Below are 25,564 nucleotides of genomic sequence, written 5' to 3' on the forward strand. Positions count from 1 at the left end.
GTCACCGGTGGCTGAACGGCACCCGCACGGGGCTGAGGAACTGTGCGAGGCAGGCATGAGCCTTTACGTCCGCGCGCTGCGCGAGGGCCACGTGCCGGACGACGAGGCCGGCGATGCTCCCTGCCTGATCGACTTCGGGCTGCTTCGGCCCGACCTCGAGAACCCGCGCCGACTGCGTCCGCTGGCCGCCGCAGTGGCCCTCTCCCGGCTGTTGCACGAGAGCGCGGAGGACACGGCCAGGAGGCGGCGGCAGGAGTCGCTGCTGGCCGAAGCGTTCGAGCCGCTCATGCGCATCGATGTCCCGGACGCGGTGGCCGATACACCCATGATCAGCGTCCTCAGTGGCATCGACCGGATCAACCTTGCCATCTCCCAGAGCATGGCAGACGCCTCCAGCGAACTCCTCACGATCCAGCCCCACAACGGTCGCGCCCCTGTGGTTTTGGCCGACGCTCTGACGCGTGATCAGGCGCTCCTCGACCGGGGCGCACGGATCCGCACCCTCTACCAGCACACGTTCCGCCACTCCCTGGTCGTCCGCGCCCGATACGAGCAGTTGACCGGCGACGTCGAGGCCCGAACCCTGGACGAGTTGACCAAGCGGCTGATCATCGTAGACCGGACCGTCGCCTTCATCCCCGCCAACGAAGAACGCACCCTCGCCCTGGAGATCCGCCACCCGGTCCTCGTGGACTACCTCGCCACCACCTTCGATCGGCTGTGGCAGCTGGCCACCCCGATGTATCCGCAGGCCGTTCAACTCCCGTCCCTCGACGGCGTCACGCCACGTCAGCAAGCCATCGCCGCCCTGCTCGTCGAGGGCCACACCGACGCCGTCATCGCCACCCGCCTCGGCATGAACGTCCGCACCGCCCGCGTCCACATCGCCAAGCTCGCCGCCACCCTCGGCAGCGAGAGCCGCGCCCAACTCGGTTACCTCATCGGGCAGTCGGGGATTCTGGAGCCGGAGTCGGCGCCGGAAGGCTGAGTGCCGTGCCGCCGCCCGGCGCGGTGACGGCCGGTGGGCAGTCCAGGCCCGCCTGCGCTATCCGTACCCCCAGCTGCGTCCGGCTGGCCGCCCCCAGCGTCTCCGAGAGCCGGGCGATGTGTGCCCGGCAGGTGCGGACGCTGATCCCCAGGCGTTCGGCGACCACAGCGTCCTGGTGACCCTCCGCGAGCAGGGTGGCGATGGACCGCTCCCGGTGCGAGATGCCCTCGATGCCCGTGTCGGGGAGCGAGGCCGTCAGCGGGACCGCCAGGCGCCACAGGCGGTCGAAGACCGTGCCCAGGTAGCGCACCAGCGCCGGGTGGCGGATCTCCAGCGCGACCGTCCGCTCCGCGTTCGCCGGGATGAAGGCCACCGTGCGGTCGAAGAGGATCAGCCGCTCGATCACCTCGTCGAGGGTGCGCGCCTCGGCGGCTCCGCCCACCAGTTCGAGGTAGTTGAGCAGTCCCTGACCGTGCCGGGCCACATGGTTGTACAGGCCGCGCATCCGCACACCGCGCCCGCGCAGTTCGAGCGCCCGGTGCAGGCCCTCCGAGAGTTCGTACTCGCGGCGGATGCCGCCGGGCTGGACGGTGAGCACCTCGGTCGTGCACGCCTGGGTCGCCTCGTCCATCGCGGTCTGGATACGGGCGAGGCCGTCCAGGACACGCAGGGCCGTGCCCTCGCCGAAGCCGAACCCGGGGCCACCGCCGGTACCGGTCCCGGTACGGGAACCGGAGCCGGCGTACTGGCTCTCCCCGCCGAGGGAGGTGTACCGCTCGAAGGCCGCGACCGCCGAGCCCACCCGGCCCTGACTCGCGCTGACCTCGTCGTAGACGCCGCGCAGCAGCCGGGTCATGACCTCCTGCGGGGAGGTCGGCACCAGCCAGGCCATGTCGTCGGGGTCGGGGTGCAGCAGGGCGAGTTCGAGCAGGCACGGCGCCGTCTCGGCGTCCCGGCGCGGCACACGGCCCCGCCGTACGGCCCGGGAATACACGCGATCCCCGGCCTCGCACAGTCGGTCAGCACCGTGTGGATGCTCGTCCGTCCCGTGCCCGGCCATCGCCCCATCCCACTACTGGTTCCAGCACTTTGCAGCGCCACTATGCGCGGCCCGGACGTGGTCCGCAACAAGGCGAGGTCCGCCACGCGCCCCCAATCCCCTTACTATGTCCGACTTTCGCCCCTCCTCCGCCCGTGTCCCTGCAACAAGCTGACGGTGGTGGGACGTTGCGCGTGAGGGCATTGTGGAAATCGCTTCCCAAGGGCGTAACGGGGCCGCCGCGAGGCGCGAACGGGGGAACGCCCGAAGCGGCCCCGGCAGGACGTCACCGTCCGGCCGGGGCCATCAGCCTGCCCGGCGCGGCGCGAAGGGACCCGATGAGACCTGAGAAGGTCTGAGGAGATCCGAGGAGACCGGAGTGAAAGCGCGTACCACAACTTTCGCGTGAGCTGCCGGAAATCACTCGGAGATCGTCCCGTTACGTCCCGCCCCTACCGTCAGGCCATGGCGGACATATTTGACGCGTACGCGCTGGCCGACGCGTGGGACGAGATGTTTGTGCGGCCGGGTGAGGTCAGGGCCGCCTACGAGCCGGTACTGGCGGCACTCCAGCCCATCGAGCCGACCGAGCTGCGCTTCCGGGCCGACCAGATGGCCCGGGCGTTCACCGACCGCGGGGTGACCTACGCCTTCGCGGGTGAGGAACGGCCCTGGCCGCTGGACCTCGTACCGAGGATCCTCGAAGCGCTGGAGTGGGATCTCATCCAGCGCGGGGTCGCCCAGCGGGTACGGGCCCTGGAGGCCTATCTCGCGGACGCCTACGGGCCCTGCCGGGCCTTCGAGGACGGCGTCGTGCCCTGGCGGCTGCTGCTCAGCTCACCGCACTTCCACCGGGCCGCCCAGGGCATCGAGCCACCGGGCGGGGTACGCATCCATGTCGCCGGCATCGACCTCGTCCGGGACGAGGCCGGGGACTTCCGGGTGCTGGAGGACAACGTCCGGGTGCCGTCCGGGGTGTCCTACGTCATCGAGAACCGGCGGGCGATGACCCGCGTCTTCCCGTCCCTCTTCGCCGAGCAGCACGTCGTCCCCGTCGACGGCTACGCGCAGCGCCTGCTGGCCGCGCTGCGCGCCGCCGCGCCCGCCGGGGTCACCGATCCGCGGGTCGTGGTCCTGACCCCCGGTCCGAGCAACGCCGCCTACTTCGAACACGCCCTGCTGGCCCGGCTGATGGGCGTGCAGCTGGTCGAGGGGCACGATCTGGTGTGCCGTAAGAACCGGGTGTGGATGCGGACCACGCGCGGTGAGGTGCCCGTCCATGTCGTATACCGACGAATGGACGACGACTTCCTCGACCCGCTCCATTTCCGGCCCGACTCGCTGATCGGCTGCCCGGGCATCCTGAACGCCGCCCAGTCGGGCACCGTCACCCTCGCGAACGCTGTCGGCAACGGCATCGCGGACGACAAGCTGCTCTACACCTACGTACCCGATCTGATCCGGTACTACCTCTCCGAAGAACCGATTCTTCCGAACGTGGAGTCGTTCCGTCCGGACGAGCCGGGCCAGTTGGAAGCCATTCTCGACCAGATCGACCAGCTGGTGATCAAGCCCGTCGACGGCGCCGGGGGCCAGGGCATCGTCATCGGCCCCAAGGCCGACCGGAAGACCCTCCAGCAGTGCCGGGCGGCGGTGGCCGCCGACCCCCGGGGCTGGATCGCGCAGCGCCCCGTCGCGCTCTCCACCTCCCCGACCCTGGCCGGCGAGCGGATGGCGCCGCGCCACATCGACCTGCGCCCGTTCGCCGTGAACGACGGCAACGAGGTCTGGGTCCTGCCCGGCGGGCTGACCCGCGTCGCCCTCCAGGAAGGCAACCTCATCGTCAACTCCAGCCAGGGCGGCGGCTCCAAGGACACCTGGGTGCTCGCCGAGGGGCCCGCCGAGACCCCGACCCCGGTACCACCGGCCGGCGCACCGCCCGAGGTCGCCCCGCGCCAGCACGGACCCGACGGCAACCTCACCCTCGTACAGGAAGGGGCGCAGCAGCAGTGAACGACGTGATCCTCTCCCGGATAGCCGAGGCCCTGACATGGACGGGCCGTTACGTGGAGCGGGCGGACGCCACGAGCCGCATCCTGGACGCCTATCTGCACCGCCTGCTGGAGGACCCCTGGCGCGACGAGGACGCGGCCTGCCGCTCCCTCTACGCGATCCTGGGCGTCGACGCGGGCGGCCAACCCGTGGACATGCAACAGGTGTTGGACCAGCTCGCCTTCGACGCCCGCTCGACGTGCGCGATCGAGGGCGCGCTCGGTGCGGCCCGGCTCAATGCCAGAAGCGCCCGGGAAGCCGTCTCCTCGGAGATGTGGGAGTGCCTCAACTCCACCTGGCACGCCCTCGCCGACCAGCGGCTCGCGGCCCGACGCACGGGCCCGTACGCCTACCTGGAGCTCGTACGGCGCAGATCCGCGCTCTTCTTCGGTCTCGCCGACTCGACCATGAGCCGGGACGACAGCTGGCGGTTCGTGATCCTGGGGCGCAGCCTGGAGCGGGTGGACATGACCGTACGGCTGTTGTCGGTACGGGTGTTGGACGCCGCCCACGCCCCGGACTGGCCGACGCTGCTGAGCGCGAGCGGCGCGGACGAGGCGTACGCGCGTATCTACAGCGGTTTCGGGGACACTCCAAGAGTGGCCGAATTCCTGCTCCTGGACCGGGACTTCCCGCGCTCGGCGCTGCACGCGCTGACCACGGCGGAGGAGTGCCTCGCGGCCCTGGGCCGCCCGCGCCAGGACCCGGCCCGGCGCCCGATCGGGCGGCTGCGCACCCGCCTGGAGTATCTGGACTCGCAGGCCATGGAAGACCAACTCCCGGTGCTGCTACAGGACTTGCAGGCCGCCTGCATGGCCTCGGCGGAGGCGGTCGCGGAGAAGTTCTTCCCGTACCAGGGGCCCGTGGAGTGGGCACAGGAAGGAGCGCGAGCAGTATGAGCGGCAATGAGACGGGCAGCATGACGAGCGGCGGAGCCGATGGCCTGCCGAGCGGCGGGACGAGCATCATGTCGACGAGCGCGCCGATGACCCGCCGGCTCCGTATCCGGCACGTCACCCATGTCGCGTACGCGCAGGCCGTGATCTCCTCGCACAACGAGGTCCGGATGACCCCGCTGACGCTCCCCGGCCAGACCACGCTGGACGCCCGGGTCACCGTGAACCCGGCAACGTCGACCTGGTCGTACTGGGACTACTGGGGCACGCAGGTCACGGGTTTCGACCTGATGGATCCGCACGCCGACCTCACGATCACCGCCCAGAGCCTGGTGGAGACGGCCCCGCCGGGTCCCCTGGGCCCCGCGCCGAGCTGGGCCGAGGTGGCCGACCGGACGGCCACCTCCCGGCTGCTGGAGTACGCGACGACGACGGGACGGACGACGGTGCCGCCCGAGCTGGTGGCGCGGGCGCGGGAGGTGGCCGTGGGTCTCGACCCGCACGAGACGGCGACGGCGGTGTCGGCGCTGGTCGCGGACCGGGTGTCGTACCTGCCAGGTACGACGGGCGTCAACACGTCGGCGGCGGAGGCGTGGGAGCAGGGCGCGGGCGTCTGTCAGGACATCGCCCATGTGACGATCGCGCTGCTGCGGGGCCTCGGCCTGCCCACCCGCTATGTCTCCGGCTACCTCCACCCCGAGCGGGATGCGGAACTGCACCGCCCGGTGGAGGGCCAGTCCCACGCCTGGGTCGAGTACTGGGCGGGCGACTGGTGCGGCTACGACCCGACGAACCGGACGCGCGCCGACGAGTCCCACGTGGTGGTCGGCCGGGGGCGCGACTACGACGACGTGACACCGCACAAGGGCGTGTACCGGGGAGTGGCCGGGGGGCCGCCGGAGGTGACGGTGGAGTTCACGCGAGTGGCCTGAAATGACCCGTCCGCGGGCATGGCGTGTACCCCGGGGTACACGCCATGCCCGCGGACGGTGTGCGGCTACTTCAGCCCGAGGGCCTCGCAGTCGTCCTCGAACTTCGCGGTGCAGATGTCGGACACCTTGTAGATGCCGTCCTCGATGACCGTGCTCCTGATGTTGGCCGTCGTCAGGGCGACGACGCTCACCAGCTGGGCGGGGACGTCCTTGGTCGTGGGGCTGTCGACCTTGTCCCGGGTGAGGGCGTCGAACTGGATGTCGCGGCCCTGGATGCGGGCGACGGCCATCTCGGCCGCCGTCTGGGCCTCCTGCGGGTACGACTTGTAGACGCTCATGTACTGCTCGCCGGAGATGATCCGCTGCACGGCGGCCAGTTCGGCGTCCTGCCCGGTGATCGGCGGCAGCTTGGTGACGCCCGCGGCCTCCAGGGCGTCGATGATGCCGCCCGCCATGCCGTCGTTGGCGGAGTAGACGCCGGCGATGTTGTCCTCTCCGATGGCCGCGATGGCCTTCGTCATGTTCGCCTCGGCGTTCTCCGGCTTCCAGTCCTTGGTGTCGAAGGACTGCGCGATCGTCACCTTGCCGTTCAGCTCGGAGAGGGCGCCCTTCTTGAACTGCGCGGCGTTCGGGTCGGTCACCGACCCGTTCATCATGACGATCTTCTTCGACTCGTTGGCCCCACCGCCGAGGGCCTCCAGGAGGGAACGTCCCTGCACCTCGCCGACGAGCTCGTTGTCGAAGGAGATGTACGCGTCGATGGGGCCCTCGGCCAGCCTGTCGTACGCGATGACCGGAATCCCGGCGTCCTTGGCCTTCTTGACCTCGCCCGCGATGGCGTGCGCGTCCACGGCGTCGAGGAGCAGGACGTCGACCTTGTCGTCGATCATCTGCTGCAACTGCCTGGCCTGCTTGGCGGAGTCCGCACCGGCGTTGGCGTAGTCGACCTTGCCCTGGCCGCTGGTGAGCGACTCGACCTTGCTCTTGATGATCGGGTAGTCGAACTTGTCGTACCGAGTGTTCGCCGTCTCCGGAAGCAGCAGCCCCACCGTGATGTCGTTGCCCTTGGCGGGGGTCGCGGAAGCGGTTTCCCCGCCGGCGTCGAGTGCGCCGCAGCCTGCGGCAAGGGAGACCGTGACCACGGAGGCGGCCACGGCCGTGACGGAACGACGCAAACGAGCCACGCGACTCATGTGAATCGGACGAGCCGGACGAGTCAGACGAAACATTCGGGTGCTCACTTCAGGTGCTTTTAGGACGTGGACGCAGCAGTGCGGCCCATGTGTCTGAAAAGACAACGCGCGCGAGCCCGCACGCGTCAAGCGGAACTACTGATCCGGAGTGCAACATCACACTCCGTCGCCTGCGTGAAGAAGTGGCGGAAGTCTGCGTCAACAGCCTTCGCACCCTCTCCATCAAGTGTCCGGACCGAGCGGACCGAGCGCACGGAGACCCGTCCGGAACCCGTCCAGAACCCGCCCAGTGCCCGTCCGGACCCCGTCCAAGATCCGTACAACCAAGCGCGTTCCTCACGAGTCCTGAAGATCGACGGCTGGATACCGCCGTTCCGGAACGGACGCGAAGAATGCGAAGGACCGAATGATCTCAGCCAGAAGTACGACGGTCACGGGAGCCGCGAGGAGCACCACCGCGACCGCTGTCGTGCTCGCCGCCGCCGGCGGGCTGCTCACCGCGGTGGCCGCCGCCACCCCCGCCTCGGCGGCCACCGTGACGTGCGCCTCCCCCGTCTACAAGCGGCAGCTCTTCGCGAACACCACCTTCTCCGGCACCCCGAAGAAGACGGACTGCGACACCGCCGTCGCCGAGAACTGGGGCGCGCGAGCCCCCGCCACCGGCCTCCCGAAGGACAACTTCGGCGTCCGCTGGACCGTGACACGGGACTTCGGGTCCGGCGGACCATTCGCCCTCACCGTGGCCGCGCAGGACGGTATCCGGGTGTACCTGGACGGCAAGGTCAAGGTCGACCTCTGGAAGAACGTCACGACGATCCAGAAGAAGACCGTCAACCTCACCATCCCCTCCGGCAAGCACACCCTCCGCGTCGACTACGCCAACTGGAACGGCAACGCCAACGTCAACTTCGCCTACACACCCCGCACTTCGGCGACCGTCGACAAGGTCAAACCCCTCGCCCCGACAGCACCCACCGTCACGTACGACAAGGCAACGGGCAAGGCCAAGCTCACCTGGGCGAAGAACAAGGAGATGGACCTCTCCGGCTACAAGATCTACCGCGCCCTGAACGGCACGAAGTTCGGCAGCACCCCCCTCGCCACGACCACCGCCGCCACCACCACGTACACGGACTCCACAATCCCGAAGACCGGCCAGACGTACGCCTACGAGATACGCGCCCACGACAAGGCCGGCAACCAGTCCACCGGCAGCACCGACGTGACAGCGACGACCGTCGACAAGACAGCGCCGGTGCAGGTCACCGGGGTCAAGGTGACGGTGGCCGCGTCCACGCTGCGGCTCGACTGGAACGCGGTCGCCGACGCGTTCTCCTACAGCGTCTACCGCGCGAGCGCGCCGCAGGGCCCGTACACCCGGATCAGCTGGGCGATCGGCGACACCTACTACACGGACTCCACGGAGAACATCAAGCAGCGCGCGTACTACCGCGTCACGGCCGTGGACAAGTACAGCAACGAGTCCGTCCCGTCCGCGACGGTCGACCCGGGTGAGCCGGACACCACCGCGCCCGACCAGGTCACGGGCCTGACGGCGGAGGGTACGACGGCGGGCAACGCGGTCCGCTGGCAGGCTTCCTCGGCCGACGTGGAGCGCTACGAGGTGTGGGCGGCCCCGGCCGGCGGGTCCGACCCCGACGGCCCGGAGATCGCCCTCGGCACCTCGTTCAACGACCAGCTGGCGGAGGCAGGCGTCCCGGTCACCTACACGATCCAGGCGATCGACGCGTACGGGAACATCTCCCCGGTGTCGGAGGCGGTGACGGCGACCCGCCCCGCGCCCGGCGAATCGGCGGCGCCCACGGGCCTGACGGGCACACTCCGCGACAGCGCCACCGTACTCACCTGGGACTTCTCGACGGACGCCCACTACGGCTACCGGGTCTACCGCCGCACGGGTACGAACGACGCCTGGACGCGGATCAGCGCGGACAAGGTGACGGCCACCCTCTACGACGACAGGACGGCCCCGATCGGGCGCGCGTCCTACTACGTGGTCGCCCTCGACCAGTACGGCAACGAGTCGGCCCCCGAGGGAGTGGTCACGGTGACCCGGGAGACCCCGGCCACGTCCACCGCGCCGCTGCCGCCGACGATCACCCTGTCCGCCCCGTACACGGAGTGCACAGCGAACGACTGCGTGGCGCACGGCGGTGCGGACACTCCGCTCACCGCGACCCTGACCCCGACCTCGGACCGCCTGATCTGGGGCTACGAGTACAAGTTCACCAGCGACACGGGCTACACCACGACCACGAACTCGACCCTCACGTGGACAGCGCCCAGGTCCGGCTTCTACATACTCCAGGTGCGGACGGTGGACTACTACGGGGGCCGGAAGGGCCCGGCGAGCACGATCTCGTTCAAGGTGGGCTGAGCCCGGCCGCGGTTCCCACGCGCCCCACGCGGCCCGTTCTTACCTTTCGAACAAAATCACACCAGCCGTACAACCAATTCACACCTTCGCCGGTCCTGATCGTCAACGGCCCACTTCTCGTCGTTTGACGATCAGGACTCGAAGGACCGCTTTGAACCCAGCCAGACGCACGACGCAGGCAGCCACCACCGCCCTCGTGCTCGCCACCGCCGGCGCCCTGCTCAGCACCGCAGCCCCGGCCGCCTCCGCCGCTACGACGTGCACTTCTCCCGTCTACAAGCGCCAGTTCTTCGCGAACACCACCTTCTCCGGCACCCCGAAGAAGACGGACTGCGACACCGCCATCGCCGAGAACTGGGGCGCGCGAGCCCCCGCCACCGGCCTCCCGAAGGACAACTTCGGCGTGCGGTGGACGGTGACGCGGGACTTCGGGTCCGGCGGGCCCTTCGCCCTCAGCGTCGCAGCGCAGGACGGCATCCGCGTCTACGTCGACGGTGCGGTCAAGGTCAACGTGTGGAAGAACGTCACGACGACCCAGAAGGAGACCGTCAACCTCACCGTCCCCAAGGGCAAGCACACCCTCCGCGTCGACTACGCCGCCTGGACAGGCAACGCGAACGTCAACTTCGCCTACACGCCCAGGACTTCGGCGACGGTCGACAAGGTCAGGCCACTCGCGCCGACCGGGGCCGACATCAATTTCCTGGTCCAGACCGCCGATGCGGTGGGCATCGTGAGTTGGGCGCCGAACAAGGAACTGGACCTCGCCGGATACCGCGTCTACCGGCGGATCGCGGGCTCCAGCAACTGGACCAGGGCAGGCACCACAACCGGCCTGCGGTTCACGACCAACCAGCCCTCCACGGGAGACGACTACTACTACGAGGTCCGCGCTTACGACAAGGCGGGCAACGAGTCCGCGGGCAGCACCGACCAGGGCCCCGTTCCCACGGACGACAGGACTCCGCCCACCCGTCCGGTACTCACCGCCGAGGGCGTCGAAGCGGCCAACAACCTCTCCTGGGCGGCGTCCAAGGGGGTGAAGACCTACCGGGTCTTCCGTCAGGCCGACAACGAGAACTCGTTCACCAAGCTCACCGAGACCACGTCCACGAGCTACTCCGACACGTCGGCGAGATACGGCGATCCGTACGACTACGAGGTCGTCGCGGTCGACGCGGCCGGGAACAGCGCGGCATCCAACGTCGTCAGCAGCACGCGGAGCATCGCGCCGCCGTCGAACATCGCGGTCACCACCCCCAGTTGGGGTGTGGTGTTCACCTGGACCGATCCCCTGGGCAGTAAGACCGCGGACTACTCCGTGTATCGCTCACGGACGTCCCCGGTCGTCTCCGACAACAACACGCGGATCGACTGCACAAAGAGCGCGGACGGAACCGACGCGTCCGGCAACACGATCCACCGTTGCACGGACTACGACGCCCGCCGGGGCGTCACGTACCACTACGTGATGGACCGTGTGAACACCGCCGGCCGCTACTCCGGCGACTCTTCGGAGATCACCGTCACTCGCCCCGGTGACGAGAGCCCGCCACCGCCCGTGACCGGCCTGACCGCCGAGCCGCTGGAATACGGCGTCCGGCTGAACTGGGACGCCAGCACGGCGACCGACCTCGACCGTTATTGGGTCTATGCGGGCGACCCCGACGGAGACCACTGCGGCAGCAACCACAACTGCGAGTACATCGCCACCGTGAATGCCGACACCACCACGTACACGGACGGCCCACTGCCCGCGAACGGCGAGACCAAGACGTACTACGTCATCGCCGTTGACATCTACGGCAACTCCCTGACGTACGAGGACGAGGACCGCGCTGCCTGGGACAGCAGTGTCTCCCAGGTCACCTACACCGAGTTGGACCTCACTCCGACGGTCGTCCACGAGGACACGGCGGAGTGGTATCTGTCCGCGTCGGCAAACGCGACGACGGGAAGCGGGGTGCTGTCGTGGAGCTGCGTCGCATATTCCACCGTCACGTGTGACACCTCAGGCTTCAACGTCTACCGCTGGGACGGCTCGACGGGCACGTACGTCCGGCTGACCGAGGTGCCGCTGGCCGCCACCACCAAGCGCTACACCGACCTCACCGCACCCACCGGCACCACCAACCACTACGTGGTCTCGGTCGTGGCAGCTGACGGCACCGAGGCCTTCACCAACGTGGACTACACCGTGACACTGCCGAGTGAGGCGTGAGATGACGACCGCAGCCAGGAACTCCCTGCTCGCCTCCGCCGTCGTCATCACGACGGCGGCCGGCCTGCTCACCACCGTCGCCGCCACGCCCGCCGCTGCCGCGACCACCTGCAACTCCCCTGTCTACAAGCGGCAGTTCTTCGCGAACACCACCTTCTCCGGCACCCCGAAGAAGACGGACTGCGACTCCGCCATCGCCGAGAACTGGGGAGCGAAAGCCCCCGCCACCGGCCTCCCGAAGGACAACTTCTCCGTCCGCTGGACCGTGACACGGGACTTCGGGTCGGGCGGACCCTTCGCCCTCACCGTGGCAGCGCAGGACGGCATCCGGGTGTACCTGGACAGCAAGGCCAAGGTCGACCTCTGGAAGAACGTCACGACGACCCAGAAGAAGGCCGTCAACCTCACCATCCCGTCCGGCAAGCACACCCTCCGCGTCGACTACGCCGCCTGGACAGGCAACGCGAACGTCAACTTCGCCTACACACCCCGCACTTCGGCGACCGTCGACAAGGTCAAACCCCTCGCCCCGACAGCACCCACCGTCACGTACGACAAGGTCACCGGCCAAGCGAAGCTCACCTGGGCGAAGAACAAGGAGATGGACCTCGCGATGTACGGGGTCTACAGGCGGCTGAAGAGCGGCCCCTTCGGTAGTAAGCCCATCGTGTCGACCACCGCCACGACGTACACCGACACCACGCTCCCGAAGACAGGCGCGACGTACTACTACGAGGTTCGCGCCCTCGACAGGGCGGGGAACGAGTCGACGGGCACCGCCGACCTGCCTGTTACCACCGAGGACAGGACCCCGCCCGCCGCACCGTCCGTGGCCTGGGACGGGTGCCCGGACGGCCAGCCCTATTCTGGCCCCCAGCTCGTCACCACCGCGGCGAACAGGGCCGACATCGCCTGGTACGAGTTGCAGCGGCTCGTCACCGGCACCTGGAGCACTGTCTACTCCGGTCCCAAGGGCGTCATCTGTGACACGGGGTACCCCGCCGACGGCAGCGAGGTCACCTACCGGGGGCGGGCCCGTGACAAAGCCGGGAACTGGTCCGCCTACTCAGCCGCCACCACGTTGACCACCCCCGACCTGACTCCCCCGGCGCCGGTCACCGACGCCCGCGTCGAGTACCGGTCGGGGGTTCCGCACCTGGTCTGGTCACCCGTCGGTGGGGCCTCCTCGTATCAGGTCGTCCAGTACGACCCGGCCACCGGCAGCTGGCTCGATTCGCTGCCCGGCGGAGACACCACCAAGGAAACCGACGTCGTGCCGCGCCAGTTGGGAGCGACCGCCGACACGTACCGGTACGCGGTCCGCTCGACGGACGCCAGGCACAACGCCGCTGCCCCGGCGGAGGTGCCCCTGTCGATGGCTGACCGGCCCGAGGCGATCCCCCCGTACGAGACCACCGCGAACCGGGCCGGCCCCGGGGTGATCGTCTCGTGGAGCAGCGCCGACCCGTGGACCTACGACGACGGACCGCTCCTGACGTATCGGATCGTGCGGACGGACCCGGCGACCGGCGAGAGCGTCGTCGTGGACAAGTGCAAACCGGGCAGCGCGTTCGACGAGCCGCTGACGGACCCCTCGGTCAGCTGGTGGTGGGCCGGTGACGACGCCCCGGCGTACGCCGGACGCAAGGTGGTCCGCGGCAGCTGCTGGGATGTCTCCGGGGCCTCCAGGACGACGTACGAGTACCGGGTCGTCACCGTCGACCGGTACGGACACGCCTCGCAGCCCGGCCCAGCGGCCACGGAGGCCACGCCGGACACCGAGCGCCCGTCCCCGGTACGGAACCTGACCGCCGAGGAGGTTCCGCTCGGCGTACGCCTGACCTGGACGCCACCCGCCGACGACGACGTCGCCGCGTACTACGTGTGGCAGGGCATCACCGACCCGGACACCGGCGACACCGTCTGGAAGAAGAACTGCTGGAAGGGGGACTCGCTCGCCGGGACCGAGATCCTCTGCCCGACCGTCCCGGACGGCACCACCCACGTCTACCGGGTGGCCGCCACGGACGACTGGGCTTACCTCGACGAGGGCCCGGACTTCTTCCACACGGCCGACATCTCGGTCCCCCTGTCCGACACCCGGCCCCAGGGCTGGGTCGGGACCACGGTCCGCGAGGGCCAGTACCCGACGCTGGAGGTCGGCTGCGAAGCGACCGACGGTCTGGGTGACTGCTCCCTGCTGACCGACTATCGAGTGGACCGCTGGGACCCGGCCTCGGGCACCTACGCCACCCTCGCCACCGCCAAGGTCGGCCGCCCGACCCTCTACGTGGACTACACCGTGCACGACAACCTGCTGAACCTGTACTACTACCGAGTGGTGTTCACCGACACCTCGGGCGTCGAACTCGCCACGCGCGAAGTGGCCTACGGTATCTGGAACAACTGGCTGTGACCACGTGGAAAGGGGCCCGGAGAATCCTCCGGGCCCCTCTCGCGTGTCTGTCCACCTACGTCAGTCCTGCTGCCGCTTAGGCCGCCAGACCACCAACGCGCTCGTCTGCTGCACTTCCTGATACCGCACCAGATCCCGCCGGTACGAGGCATGCACCGCCGCCTCCCGCTGCTGCATGGCCGCAGCGGCGCCGTCCAGCGCGGACTCCATCTCCGCCACCCGCGACTGCAACGCGGCGACCTGGTTCTCCAGTTCGATGATCCGCTTGATGCCGGCCAGGTTGATGCCCTCGTCCTGCGACAGGGCCTGCACCGTGCGGAGCAGGTCGATGTCGCGGGCCGAGTAGCGGCGGCCCCGGCCGGCTGTGCGGTCGGGGGAGACCAGGCCGAGGCGGTCGTACTGGCGCAGGGTCTGCGGGTGCAGGCCCGAGAGCTGGGCCGCCACCGAGATGACGTAGACCGGTGTCTCGTGGGTCAGTTCATACGGGTTGCGTCGACGACCGTCCATCTCGGTCAAGCTCCCTTCGCTGCCTCGAACAGCTCCGCCCGCGGATCCTCGTCCGCGGTGGCCTCGCGATACGCCTCCAGTGCGTCACGAGCCTTCCCCGTCAGCTCCGTCGGGACACTCACCTCGACGGTGACCAGCAGATCGCCCCGCGTGCCGTCCTTGCGGACCGCGCCCTTGCCCCGCGCGCGCATCGTGCGCCCGTTGGGCGTTCCCGGGGGCAGTTTCAGGGTGACCGGCGGGCCGGCCAGGGTCGGGACCCTGACCTCGCCGCCGAGTGCCGCCTCGACGAACGTCACCGGCACCGTCACCGTCAGGTTGTCCTCCCTGCGGCCGAAGACCGGGTGGGTGTCGACATGGACGGTGACGTACAGGTCACCCGCCGGGCCGCCACGCTCGCCCGGGGCGCCCTTGCCTCGGAGGCGGATGCGCTGGTTGTCCGCCACGCCCGCCGGGATGCGCACCTGCATCGTCCGGGAGGACTTGGCGCGCCCGGAACCGCTGCACACCAGGCAGGCGTGCTCCGCGATCAGGCCCCGGCCCTTGCAGTCCGGGCAGGGGTCGGTCAAGGAGAAACCGCCGCCTGAACCGCGCGCCACCTGGCCGGTCCCGACGCAGGTCGGGCACACGCGCGGCGTGCCGTTCTTGTCGCCGGTTCCCGAGCAGGCCTTGCACGGTGACTGGGACGTCATGCGCAACGGGACCGTCGCGCCGTCCACCGCCTCCGTGAAGCTCAGCGTGACCTCGGTGTCGATGTCCTGGCCGCGCCGGGGCTGCGCACGAGTGGTGCCGCCGCTCCGGTTGAACAGGCCGCCGAAGACATCTCCGATGCCGCCGCCGAAGCCGCCCGCGCCGGGGCCGGAACCGGCCCCGCCCGGGGCGCCGCCGCCGAAGAGGTCACCCAGGTCGAAGTTGAACGAGCCGCCGCCCGCGCCCGGCCCCGGACGGAAACCGCCGTTGCCGAAGAGCGCGCGGGCCTCGTCGTACTCCTTGCGCTTCTTGGGGTCGCCGAGGATGTCGTTCGCCTCGGAGATCTCCTTGAAGCGCTCCTCGGCCTTGGCGTTGCCCTTGTTGGCGTCCGGGTGGAACTCGCGGGCGAGTTTCCGGTACGCCTTCTTGATCTCGGCCTCGGTGGCGTCCTTCGGGACGCCGAGGACCTTGTAGAAGTCCTTCTCGATGAAGTCCTTGGTGCTCATCCCCGACGTCCCTCCTTCCCCGCGTCACCCTCGACGTTGTTCACGTCAGCGTTCACGTCAGCCCTCTTCCGGGCCACCGTTCTCCTTGCCGTCCGCCGACTCCGGGGAGTCGCCCTTGTCGGCCTGCGTCGCCCCGGGCTGGGGCTCGGCCACCGCGACCCGCGCGGGACGCAGGTTGCGCTCGCCGAACTTGTAGCCCGGCTGCAGGATCGCCACGCAGGTCGTCTCCGTGACGTCCGGCGCGTACGAGTGCATCAGGGCCTCGTGGATCATCGGGTCGAAGGGCTCGCCCTCCTTGCCGAACTGCTGCAGGCCCATCTTGGCGGCGACGGTCTCCAGCGACTCGGCGACGGACTTGAACCCGCCGACCAGTTCACCGTGTTCCCTCGCGCGGCCGATGTCGTCGAGCACGGGCAGGAGCTCGGTCAGGAGGCTCGCGATGGCGATCTCCTTGACCACGACCCGGTCCCGGTCGACCCGGCGACGGTAGTTCTGATACTCGGCCTGGAGCCGCTGGAGGTCCGCCGTGCGCTCACCGAGCGCCGTACGTACCTGGTCCAGCTGCGCCGTCAGACCGGCGACCTGTGCTGCTGCGTCCCCGGCCGGGGACGCCCCCTCCGAAGAGGGGGCGTCCTTCGGCTCGGCGTCGTCGGAGGTGGCGCCGGAAGGGACGTCGGGCTTCTCGTCGAAGCCCGGAGTCTCCTCCGTCACGCGGCACCGTCCTTGCGCTCGTCGTCGACGATCTCGGCGTCCACCACGTCGTCGTCGGCCTTCGGGGCCTCGGCGCCGGGCGCGTCGTCACCGGCGGCCTGCGCCGCGGACGCGTCGGCGTACATCGCCTGGCCGAGCTTCTGCGAGACGGCGGCGACCTTCTCCGTGGAGGTGCGGATCTCGGCGACGTCCTCGCCCTTGAGCGCGGCCTTCAGCTCCTCGATCGAGGCCTCGACCTCGATCTTGATGTCGCCGGGGACCTTGTCCTCGTTGTCCTTGAGGAACTTCTCCGTCTGGTAGACGAGCTGCTCGCCCTGGTTGCGGGTCTCGGCGGCCTCGCGGCGACGGTGGTCCTCGTCCGCGTACTGCTCCGCCTCCTGGCGCATGCGGTCGACCTCGTCCTTCGGCAGCGAGGAGCCACCGGTGACGGTCATCTTCTGTTCCTTGCCCGTGCCGAGGTCCTTGGCCGTGACGTGCATGATGCCGTTGGCGTCGATGTCGAAGGCGACCTCGATCTGCGGCACGCCGCGCGGGGCCGGCGGCAGGCCGGTCAGCTCGAACATCCCGAGCTTCTTGTTGTACGCCGCGATCTCGCGCTCGCCCTGGTAGACCTGGATCTGGACGGACGGCTGGTTGTCCTCGGCCGTCGTGAAGATCTCGGAACGCTTGGTCGGGATCGTGGTGTTGCGCTCGATGAGCTTCGTCATGATCCCTCCCTTGGTCTCGATACCGAGGGACAGCGGCGTCACGTCGAGGAGCAGGACGTCCTTGACCTCGCCCTTGAGGACACCGGCCTGGAGCGCGGCACCGATGGCGACGACCTCGTCCGGGTTCACGCCCTTGTTGGCGTCCTGACCGCCGGTCAGCTCCTTGACTAGCTCGGCGACGGCGGGCATACGGGTGGAGCCACCGACGAGAACGACGTGGTCGATCTCGGAGAGGTTGATCCCCGCGTCCTTGATGACGTTGTGGAACGGCGTCTTGCAGCGCTCCAGCAGGTCGGCCGTCAGCTGCTGGAACTGGGCGCGCGTGAGCTTCTCGTCCAGGTGCAGCGGGCCCTCGGCGGACGCCGTGATGTAGGGCAGGTTGATCGAGGTCTCGGTGGACGAGGACAGCTCGATCTTGGCCTTCTCGGCGGCTTCGCGCAGACGCTGGAGGGCCATCTTGTCCTTGCCCAGGTCCACGCCGTGGCCGGCGCGGAACTGCTGGACCAGGTAGTCCATGACGCGCTGGTCCCAGTCGTCACCACCGAGGTGGTTGTCACCGTTGGTGGCCTTCACCTCGACGACGCCGTCACCGATCTCCAGGAGGGACACGTCGAAGGTGCCGCCACCGAGGTCGAAGACGAGGATCGTCTGGTCGTCCTTGTCGAGGCCGTACGCGAGAGCGGCGGCCGTCGGCTCGTTCACGATGCGCAGGACGTTCAGGCCCGCGATCTCGCCGGCCTCCTTCGTCGCCTGACGCTCGGAGTCGTTGAAGTAGGCCGGGACGGTGATGACCGCGTCCGTGACCTTCTCGCCCAGGTACGCCTCGGCGTCGCGCTTCAGCTTCTGCAGGATGAACGCGCTCATCTGCTGCGGGTTGAAGTTCTTCCCGTCGAGCTCGATCTTCCAGTCGGTGCCCATGTGGCGCTTGACCGACCGGATGGTCCTGTCGACGTTGGTGACCGCCTGGCGCTTGGCGACCTCGCCGACCAGCACCTCACCGTTCTTCGCGAAGGCGACGACGGACGGCGTGGTCCTGGCACCCTCGGCGTTGGTGATGACGGTGGGCTCGCCGCCCTCCAGAACGCTGACGACGGAGTTAGTCGTGCCCAGGTCGATGCCGACCGCACGTGCCATTTGGATCCTCCAGGAGATGACTTGAGTGGAACAGGCTCAAGTGTGCATCACTCCCGTCGCGTGGTCAACAGAGCTGAGTCGACCACACTCAACTCTTATCCGTTCCTTACGCGCAATGCCGCCCTGACCTGCGCCGACTGTGCGGCCGGAGGTCGCCGGAGCCCGTACACGGGAACTCTCAGCAGCCCCAGTACGACCATCCCGGCCACCCCCGCCACCCACCACAGCCCCGATTCCCCGGCCCACCCGCCGTGCGCGAGCACCCCCACCAGCACCGCCCCGAAGGCACCCGCGCCGAGCAGAACGGCCGCCCCGCGCGCGGTGAGCCCCAGCCGCCGCAGCCGGTGCGCGAGATGATCGGGCCCACTGCGGGACAGCGGCCGTCCGGCCGTCCGCCGCGACACCACCACCAGCACCACATCCGCGCCCGCCACGGCCGTGAGCGCGAACAGCACCCCCGCACTGGACGCCAGTTCGTGCCCGGTCCGCACGACCACCGCCGCCGAGGCCAGCACGAACCCGGTGAACAGGGACCCGCACGCGCCGAGGGCGATCCGCGCGGGATGCCAGTTGTGCATGAGGAACCCGGTGAGCGCGGCGGCCAGCACGCTCAGCAGCACGGCGAGCCCGTCGAGCACCTCGACGGCGGCACACACGGCCACCCCGAAGGCGGTCAGCACCCCGACGGTCCCCACCAGCCCGTCGGCATGGTCCAGGGCCCGGAAGGCGACGGTCACGAACACGATCCAGAGGGCGGCGAGCAGTCCGGCGCCGAGCCCCAGCTCCCCGTACGGCACCACGAACGCGGCGGCGACGGCCGTACCGACGACAAGGAACCGCGCCTTCACCCGCCGTACGTCGGCCACGAGCCCGAGCGCGCCGACGCCCGCACCGGCGAGGAGAAGGGTGGCGATGCCGTCCCCGAGGGGGGCGTACCCGGTCCACTCCCCCGCCCCCGCGACCAGCCCCGTCGCGAGCACGACGGCGAGGCCGCCGAGCAGAGGCAGGGGGCGCGCCCGGCGCCGGTCGAGTACGCCGAGGCGCAGGGCGAGTGTCCGCAGGAGGGCGGCTAGGACGGCGGCGAGGAGAAGGGCGGCGATGGCGGCGAGGATCCCGTAGAGCACGCGCTCACGGTAGGCGCAAACGTAACAATTCTGTACGAATAACACGACTTAACATCGTCTGATCCGATCGGCTTCGATCCACGACTCAGGTAAGCCTCAGCGATCCAGATCACTCCGCCCCTGACTACAGTGCGGGCCAGGATGTTGGGTAGTCTCTGACAGGCTGCCTAAGTTACCGCTTAGTAATACTCTCCACCGGTCATCCCCCATCACCGTCAGCACCAATCTTCGTCAGTCGTTACGCGCGCAGGCCTGAGGAGCCCGACATGCAACTCGCCGCGATCATCGTGTCGCTCGTCCTGACCGTGATCGGCGTCGCGCTGCTCGCACGCGCCATCGGTCAGTTCGTCCGCTACTTCAAACTCGGCCAGCCGGTCCCGGCCGGCCTGCGGACGGACAACCCGTACCAGCGCAGTGTGACGCTGGTGAAGGAGTTCCTCGGCCACACGCGCATGAACCGGTGGGGCATCGTCGGCTTCGCCCACTGGTTCGTGGCGGTCGGCTTCCTGACCCTGCCGCCGACCCTCGCCCAGGCCTTCGGCCAGCTCTTCTCGGCGGACTGGACGCTGCCGGTCATCGGCGGCTTCCTGCCGTTCGAGCTGTACATCGAGTTCATCGGCGTGATGACCATCCTCGGCATCGCCGTGCTGATCGTCATCCGCCTGCTGAACCTGCCTTCGCGCCCCGGCCGCAAGTCCCGCTTCGCGGGCTCCAAGGCGGGCCAGGCGTACTTCGTCGAGTACGTCATCCTCACCATCGGCCTCGCGATCTACGTGCTGCGCGGCCTGGAGGGCGCGATCCACCACGTCGAGCACTACGAGGCCGCGTACTTCGCCTCGTACCCGCTCGTCCTGGCCTTCAAGGGCCTGAGCACGGCGACACTCCAGAACCTGATCTACCTCACCGCGACGGTGAAGATCAGCACCTCGTTCGTCTGGATGATCGTCGTCTCGCTCAACACCAACATGGGCGTCGCCTGGCACCGCTTCCTCGCCTTCCCGAACATCTGGTTCAAGCGCGAGGCGACCGGCGCCACCGCCCTGGGCGCCCTCCAGCCGATGACGTCCGGCGGCAAGCCGATCGACTTCACCGACCCCGGCGAGGACGACGTCTTCGGCGTCAGCCAGGTCGAACAGTTCTCCTGGAAGGGCCTGCTCGACTTCTCCACGTGTACGGAGTGCGGTCGCTGCCAGTCGCAGTGCCCGGCCTGGAACACCGGCAAGCCGCTCTCCCCCAAGCTGCTGATCATGTCCCTGCGGGACCACGCCCACGCCAAGGCTCCCTACCTCCTGGCGGGCGGCGGCAAGACGGCGGAGGGCGAGGAGAAGGGCAGCGAGGAGCAGCTCGCCGGTGTGCCCGCCGCGGCCCTCGCCGAGGCCGAGCGCCCCCTCATCGGCACCCTCGAAGAGAACGGCGTCATCGACCCGGACGTCCTGTGGTCCTGCACCACCTGCGGCGCCTGCGTCGAGCAGTGCCCGGTGGACATCGAGCACATCGACCACATCGTCGACATGCGCCGCTACCAGGTGATGATCGAGAGCGCCTTCCCCTCCGAGGCGGGCACGATGCTCAAGAACCTGGAGAAGAAGGGCAACCCCTGGGGCCTGGCGAAGAAGCAGCGCCTGGAGTGGCTCAAGGAGCTCGACTTCGAGGTGCCGGTCGTCGGCCAGGACATCGAGGACCTCACCGAGGTCGAGTACCTGTACTGGGTCGGCTGCGCGGGCGCGCTGGAAGACCGCGCCAAGAAGACGACGAAGGCGTTCGCCGAGCTCCTCCACATCGCGGGCGTCAAGTTCGCGATCATGGGCGGCGACGAGAAGTGCACCGGCGACTCGGCCCGCCGTCTCGGCAACGAGCCCCTGTTCCAGGAGCTCGGCATGGAGAACGTCATGGCGCTGAACATGGCGTTCGGCGAGGAACTGGACGACGACGGCAAGGTCGTCGCGGAGTCCGCGAAGCCGAAGTCGGCCAAGAAGATCGTCGCAACCTGCCCGCACTGCCTGAACACCATCGGCAACGAGTACCCGCAGCTCGGCGGCGACTACGAGGTCGTCCACCACACCCAGCTGCTCCAGCACCTCATCGACGACGGCAAGCTGCTCCCGGTGACCCCGGTCGAGGGACTCATCACCTACCACGACCCCTGCTACCTGGGCCGCCACAACAAGATCTACACGCCCCCGCGCGAGATCATGTCGGCCGTCCCGGGCCTGCGCCAGCAGGAGATGCACCGCCACAAGGAACGCGGCTTCTGCTGCGGCGCGGGCGGCGCGCGGATGTGGATGGAGGAGCGGATCGGCAAGCGCATCAACAACGAGCGGGTCGACGAGGCGCTGTCCCTGAACCCGGACATCGTGTCGACCGCCTGCCCGTTCTGCCTCGTCATGCTGACCGACTCGGTCAACGGCAAGAAGAACGACGGCAAGGCGAAGGAGTCCATCACGGTGGTCGACGTCGCCCAGCTCCTCCTGGAGTCCGTGAAGACCCCGGCGGACGACGAGCCCCCGGCTGGCGAGACGGAGCCGGAGAGCGCGCCGGAGCCGCAGCCGGTGAAGTAGCCGGTGAAGTAGGAACTGGAACAGGCCTGGAACAGGGGCGAACGGGGTCGACGCCGACGGCGTCGACCCGCGGGACGGCGAGGACATCAAGGCGGAGATGGTGGTGGCCGGCAAGGTCACCAAGGACGGCACCACCGACTTCGCGCTCATCGGGTACGACTCGGACACCAACAGCAACCGTGTCTGGTTCTACAAGGGCGGCAGGAACGGCCCCGCCAAGCCCTGGAAGAGGAGCCTGCCCGCCTCCTCCGACCTCGTCGGATCAAGCGCCGTGATCGCCGACTTCGACCGCAACGGCTACGGCGACCTCGCGATCGGCGTCTCCCGCTCCGGCAGGGGCGGCGCGGTCCACATCCTGCCCGGGACGGCCACCGGCCCCGCCGGCCGGCTCACCACCCTGACGCAGAACACCGCGGGCGTCCCCGGCGGCGTGGAGGACTACGACTACTTCGGTTACGACGTCTCAGCCGCCGACACCAACGGCGACGGCTACCCCGACCTGGCCGTCGGCGCCCCCTCCGAGGCGATCGGCGCCGACGGCTGGGCCGACGGCTCCATCACCGTCCTGCGCGGCGGCTCCACCGGTCTCACCGGCAGGAACGCCCGCCAGTACGACCGCAACACCCCCGGCCTTCCCAACGTCGCCCCGGACAACGCCGGGCTCGGCGGCTCTCTCCTCCTGCGCGACTTCAACGGCGACGGCCGCGCCGAGCTGATCGCCACGGCCGACGAGGCGGGCCGCCTCCACATGTTCCCCGGCACCTCGTCCGGCCCGACGGGCACGGGCTCCCTGACGCTCACCGTCCCGCAGCTGGGTCTGGGGGGGCACGGCCGTTCATGGGGGCGAGGCTGGCGGACTGACGACGCCCTCGGCCACCTGATGCCAGACACCCCCTGATGTGGTGTTCCGCACCGCCACGGGGGTGTCTTCGCATCTCGAACGCGTGCATCATTACTGAGCTGAGTCGTTGTCAATGGGGCCAATGATCCGGACGAGGTGCAGGGTGCGATTGCGGCTACGAGCGCGGGCGCGCGTGCGCGTGCGAAGAGGCGGTCGCGGTACGGCGGCCACCAGCGGGTTGGCGGCCCTCGGCGCCCTGGTGGCACTCACCGCCTGCGGCCCGCTGTCCGGCGACGACCCGGCAGCCGCCGACCAGACCCCCGTCCGGGTCGCCAAGGCCCCCGCCCAGCGCCCGATACCGCAGGGCGACGGCAGCAAGGTCGCCGACGACTTCAACGGCGACGGCCACCGCGACCTCGTCCTCAACGACCTCGTCAAGGACCAGCTCCACACGGACGACGCCGGTATCGGCATCGTCTACGGCTCCCCGGGCGGACTCGTCCCGGGCGCCCGGCAGTTGCTGACCCCGGCACGTCAAGCGGCCCGTACGAAGGGCCAGTTGCCGGCGGTCTTCGACGCGGAGGCCCGCTGCGACCTCGACGGGGACGGCTTCACCGACCTGGTCGTGTCGACGGATCCCCCGTACAACGGCCAGGGGCAGCCCCCGGTGCCGCTCCAGCTCCTCTTCGGCTCCCCGGACGGCCTCACCGGCCGCGCGGTCGCCCTCACGATCCCCGCACAGGCCCGCGCCGGCAACGACTGGCCCGACCAGCCGGTGTGCGGCGACTTCGACGGCGACGGCGCCCAGGACCTGGTCGTCCACGCATCGGACGTGCAACTCAGCTATCTGCGGGGCCCGTTCACCCGCAAGGGCGCCCCGAACAAGGCCGGTGCGCCGATCACCGCCCCCGGCAACGTCCCCACGGGCCCGACGGCCGACGTGAACCATGACGGATACGACGACCTCGTCGTCCGTACGGCGGACGGCACCGCGAAGTCGGCGGTCGTCCTCGGCGGCCCGAACGGCCCCACGCGCACGGGGACGGTGCTGCCCGAGGGCATCGACGTCGCCCTCGGCCGCTTCGGCAAGGGGAAGGACCTGGACGCGGCGGTGGGCACGATGGGCGAAACGTCTCTGCGCTACGACCTCCCCGACCCCACCGACGGCACCCTCGCCTCCCCCGGCTCGATGCTCGACACCGGCGACTTCGACGGCGACGGCCGCGACGAACTCGTCTCCAGCGGCTCGCGGTTGAGGATCTTCCGGGCACCGACAGCGGCGGCCGGGCTCTCGGCGGCGGGCATGGTGACCGTCGCACCGCCCGACCGGGGCACGACCCGGGTCCTCACGGTCGGGGACTTCGACGGCGACGGCCGGGCCGACCTGGCGGTGCGGACGTACCGGGGCGAGACATGGGACGAGGTGGCCGTCTACCCCGGGGTGAAGAAGGGCCTGGTCGCGGCGGAGGCCTCGGTGACGTTCTCCAGCTCGGAGTTCCTGTAACGGCCGACGGACGCCCGCGCGGCTCGGCGTCGGAGGCGGAATGCCTCCCCGACGCCCCCTAGGGGAAGCCTGAGGGCGCCCTTAGTGGATGTAACAGCTGGGCAGCAAAGCCGGGCCCAAAAGCCCAGGCCCCACGCGTCACTCTCCGGGACCAGGTACGTTCGATGACGTGGCTGGATTCAGGATCGGACGCGGCGGCCGGGACAACCGGGCCCCGCAAGCGCGACCGCAACAACAACCGCGGCAGCAGCCGTACGGCCAGCAGCCCCCGCAGGGCGGCCCGTCGTACGGCTACCCGTCCGCGCCGCAGCAGCAGCCGTACGGCGGCTCGAGCGGCGCCGGACGGCCGTGGCCCCCGCAGGCGACCGCAGGCGGTGGTTACGGCGCACACGGCTCGCACGGCGGACACGGTGAGCCGGAGTACTTCGGCGACGACAGACAGGGACACGGGCCCGGGCACCCGAACGCCCCGGTGGACCCGTACGCGGCCAACAACCCTGGTCACACCCAGGCGTTCACGGTCGACGACGACCCGTACAGCCAGAGCGGCACCTACCGCGCCGGCGCCGCCTCGGCGCCGCCGTCCGGTCCTCGCCTGCGCTGGAAGGAACTGCTGCGGGGCATCGTGACCTCCCCCGACCGCACGTTCCTCCAGATGCGCGACTACCAGGTCTGGGCGCCGGCCCTCGTCGTCACGTTCCTGTACGGCCTGATCGCCGTCTTCGGGTTCGACGACACCCGCGAGACCACGATCAACGCGACGCTCAGCAACGCGATCCCGATCGTGCTGACGACGGGCGTGGCGATGGTCCTGAGCGCCTTCGTCCTGGGTGTGGTCACCCACACCCTCGCCCGCCAGCTCGGCGGCGACGGCGCCTGGCAGCCGACGGTCGGCTTCTCGATGCTGATCATGTCCATCACGGACGCCCCCCGCCTCCTCGTCGCGATGTTCGCGGGCGGCGACGCCCCCTTCGTACAGATCCTGGGCTGGGCGACGTGGGTCGCGGCAGGCGTCCTCCTGACCGTCATGGTCCGCCGCTCCCACGACCTCCCCTGGCCGAAGGCCCTGGGCGCGTCGGCGATCCAGCTGGTCGCCCTGCTGTCGATCGTGAAGCTGGGGACGTTCTAGGGACGACCTTGACGCACATGA

18 protein-coding genes are annotated in these 25,564 nt (G+C 69.5%); 11 read left to right on the plus strand and 7 right to left on the minus strand.

Annotation, left to right across the window (positions count from 1 at the left end):
• Nucleotides 1–7 precede the first annotated feature (7 nt).
• Nucleotides 8–988, plus strand: coding sequence for a helix-turn-helix transcriptional regulator (locus G3I56_RS18240; protein ID WP_164410087.1), 981 nt, complete (start codon nt 8–10; stop codon nt 986–988).
• On the opposite strand, the gene G3I56_RS18245 is transcribed toward G3I56_RS18240, so the two are convergent.
• Complete coding sequence (locus G3I56_RS18245; RefSeq protein WP_164410089.1) at nt 939–2,048, minus strand: helix-turn-helix transcriptional regulator; 1,110 nt, start codon at nt 2,046–2,048, stop codon at nt 939–941. The genes G3I56_RS18240 and G3I56_RS18245 overlap by 50 nt on opposite strands.
• Before the next feature lie 444 nt (nt 2,049–2,492).
• Between G3I56_RS18245 and G3I56_RS18250 the strand changes: the two genes are divergently transcribed.
• From G3I56_RS18250 to G3I56_RS18260, 3 genes are all read left to right on the plus strand, one after another.
• Nucleotides 2,493–4,040 (plus strand): circularly permuted type 2 ATP-grasp protein, encoded by a 1,548-nt coding sequence (locus G3I56_RS18250; protein WP_164410091.1) that lies wholly within the window; start codon nt 2,493–2,495, stop codon nt 4,038–4,040.
• Nucleotides 4,037–4,978: an alpha-E domain-containing protein gene (locus G3I56_RS18255; RefSeq protein WP_164410093.1), complete on the plus strand. Its 942-nt coding sequence runs from the start codon at nt 4,037–4,039 to the stop codon at nt 4,976–4,978. Before G3I56_RS18250 ends, G3I56_RS18255 begins: the two co-directional genes overlap by 4 nt.
• A gap of 86 nt (nt 4,979–5,064) precedes the next feature.
• Nucleotides 5,065–5,907: a transglutaminase family protein gene (locus tag G3I56_RS18260; protein WP_164410278.1), complete on the plus strand. Its 843-nt coding sequence runs from the start codon at nt 5,065–5,067 to the stop codon at nt 5,905–5,907.
• 65 nt (nt 5,908–5,972) lie between these two features.
• On the opposite strand, the gene G3I56_RS18265 is transcribed toward G3I56_RS18260, so the two are convergent.
• Nucleotides 5,973–7,100, minus strand: coding sequence for a substrate-binding domain-containing protein (locus G3I56_RS18265; RefSeq protein WP_203690129.1), 1,128 nt, complete (start codon nt 7,098–7,100; stop codon nt 5,973–5,975).
• Between the two features lie 406 nt (nt 7,101–7,506).
• Here G3I56_RS18265 and G3I56_RS18270 point away from each other — a divergent pair, with 406 nt between their 5' ends.
• From G3I56_RS18270 to G3I56_RS18280, 3 genes are all read left to right on the plus strand, one after another.
• Nucleotides 7,507–9,498 (plus strand): PA14 domain-containing protein, encoded by a 1,992-nt coding sequence (locus tag G3I56_RS18270; RefSeq protein ID WP_164410095.1) that lies wholly within the window; start codon nt 7,507–7,509, stop codon nt 9,496–9,498.
• Nucleotides 9,499–9,649: 151 nt separating this feature from the next.
• Nucleotides 9,650–11,719, plus strand: a complete 2,070-nt coding sequence (locus G3I56_RS18275) for a PA14 domain-containing protein (protein WP_164410097.1) — start codon at nt 9,650–9,652, stop codon at nt 11,717–11,719.
• 1 nt (nt 11,720) lies between these two features.
• Nucleotides 11,721–14,135, plus strand: coding sequence for a PA14 domain-containing protein (locus G3I56_RS18280; protein ID WP_164410099.1), 2,415 nt, complete (start codon nt 11,721–11,723; stop codon nt 14,133–14,135).
• 60 nt (nt 14,136–14,195) lie between these two features.
• Here G3I56_RS18280 and G3I56_RS18285 read toward each other — a convergent pair whose 3' ends face one another.
• From G3I56_RS18285 to G3I56_RS18305, 5 genes are all read right to left on the minus strand, one after another.
• Nucleotides 14,196–14,642 carry a helix-turn-helix domain-containing protein gene (locus G3I56_RS18285; RefSeq protein WP_164410101.1) on the minus strand — a complete coding sequence of 149 codons (447 nt, stop codon included), beginning with the start codon at nt 14,640–14,642 and terminating at the stop codon, nt 14,196–14,198.
• Nucleotides 14,643–14,647: 5 nt separating this feature from the next.
• Nucleotides 14,648–15,835: a molecular chaperone DnaJ gene (gene dnaJ, locus G3I56_RS18290; RefSeq protein ID WP_164410103.1), complete on the minus strand. Its 1,188-nt coding sequence runs from the start codon at nt 15,833–15,835 to the stop codon at nt 14,648–14,650.
• A gap of 57 nt (nt 15,836–15,892) precedes the next feature.
• A complete protein-coding gene (grpE, locus tag G3I56_RS18295; protein WP_164410106.1) occupies nt 15,893–16,546 on the minus strand; it encodes a nucleotide exchange factor GrpE in 654 nt (217 codons plus the stop codon).
• Nucleotides 16,543–18,387, minus strand: a complete 1,845-nt coding sequence (dnaK, locus tag G3I56_RS18300) for a molecular chaperone DnaK (RefSeq protein WP_164410108.1) — start codon at nt 18,385–18,387, stop codon at nt 16,543–16,545. Before dnaK ends, grpE begins: the two co-directional genes overlap by 4 nt.
• A 95-nt stretch (nt 18,388–18,482) precedes the next feature.
• Nucleotides 18,483–19,511 carry an MraY family glycosyltransferase gene (locus tag G3I56_RS18305; protein ID WP_164410110.1) on the minus strand — a complete coding sequence of 343 codons (1,029 nt, stop codon included), beginning with the start codon at nt 19,509–19,511 and terminating at the stop codon, nt 18,483–18,485.
• A 266-nt stretch (nt 19,512–19,777) separates the two neighbouring features.
• Here G3I56_RS18305 and G3I56_RS18310 point away from each other — a divergent pair, with 266 nt between their 5' ends.
• From G3I56_RS18310 to G3I56_RS18325, 4 genes are all read left to right on the plus strand, one after another.
• The gene (locus G3I56_RS18310) at nt 19,778–22,069 is read left to right on the plus strand and encodes a heterodisulfide reductase-related iron-sulfur binding cluster (protein ID WP_164410112.1); all 2,292 of its coding nucleotides are present in this window, start codon (nt 19,778–19,780) and stop codon (nt 22,067–22,069) included.
• A gap of 103 nt (nt 22,070–22,172) precedes the next feature.
• Entirely contained in the window at nt 22,173–22,967 is a 795-nt protein-coding gene (locus G3I56_RS18315; protein WP_164410114.1) for an FG-GAP repeat protein, read from the plus strand.
• Nucleotides 22,968–23,103: 136 nt separating this feature from the next.
• Nucleotides 23,104–24,414 (plus strand): VCBS repeat-containing protein, encoded by a 1,311-nt coding sequence (locus tag G3I56_RS18320; RefSeq protein WP_164410116.1) that lies wholly within the window; start codon nt 23,104–23,106, stop codon nt 24,412–24,414.
• Nucleotides 24,415–24,511: 97 nt separating this feature from the next.
• Nucleotides 24,512–25,543: a Yip1 family protein gene (locus tag G3I56_RS18325; RefSeq protein ID WP_239134971.1), complete on the plus strand. Its 1,032-nt coding sequence runs from the start codon at nt 24,512–24,514 to the stop codon at nt 25,541–25,543.
• Nucleotides 25,544–25,564 lie beyond the last annotated feature (21 nt).

Origin of the sequence: Streptomyces sp. SID12488 (genome assembly GCF_010548275.1) — a bacterium.
Lineage (GTDB): Bacteria > Actinomycetota > Actinomycetes > Streptomycetales > Streptomycetaceae > Streptomyces.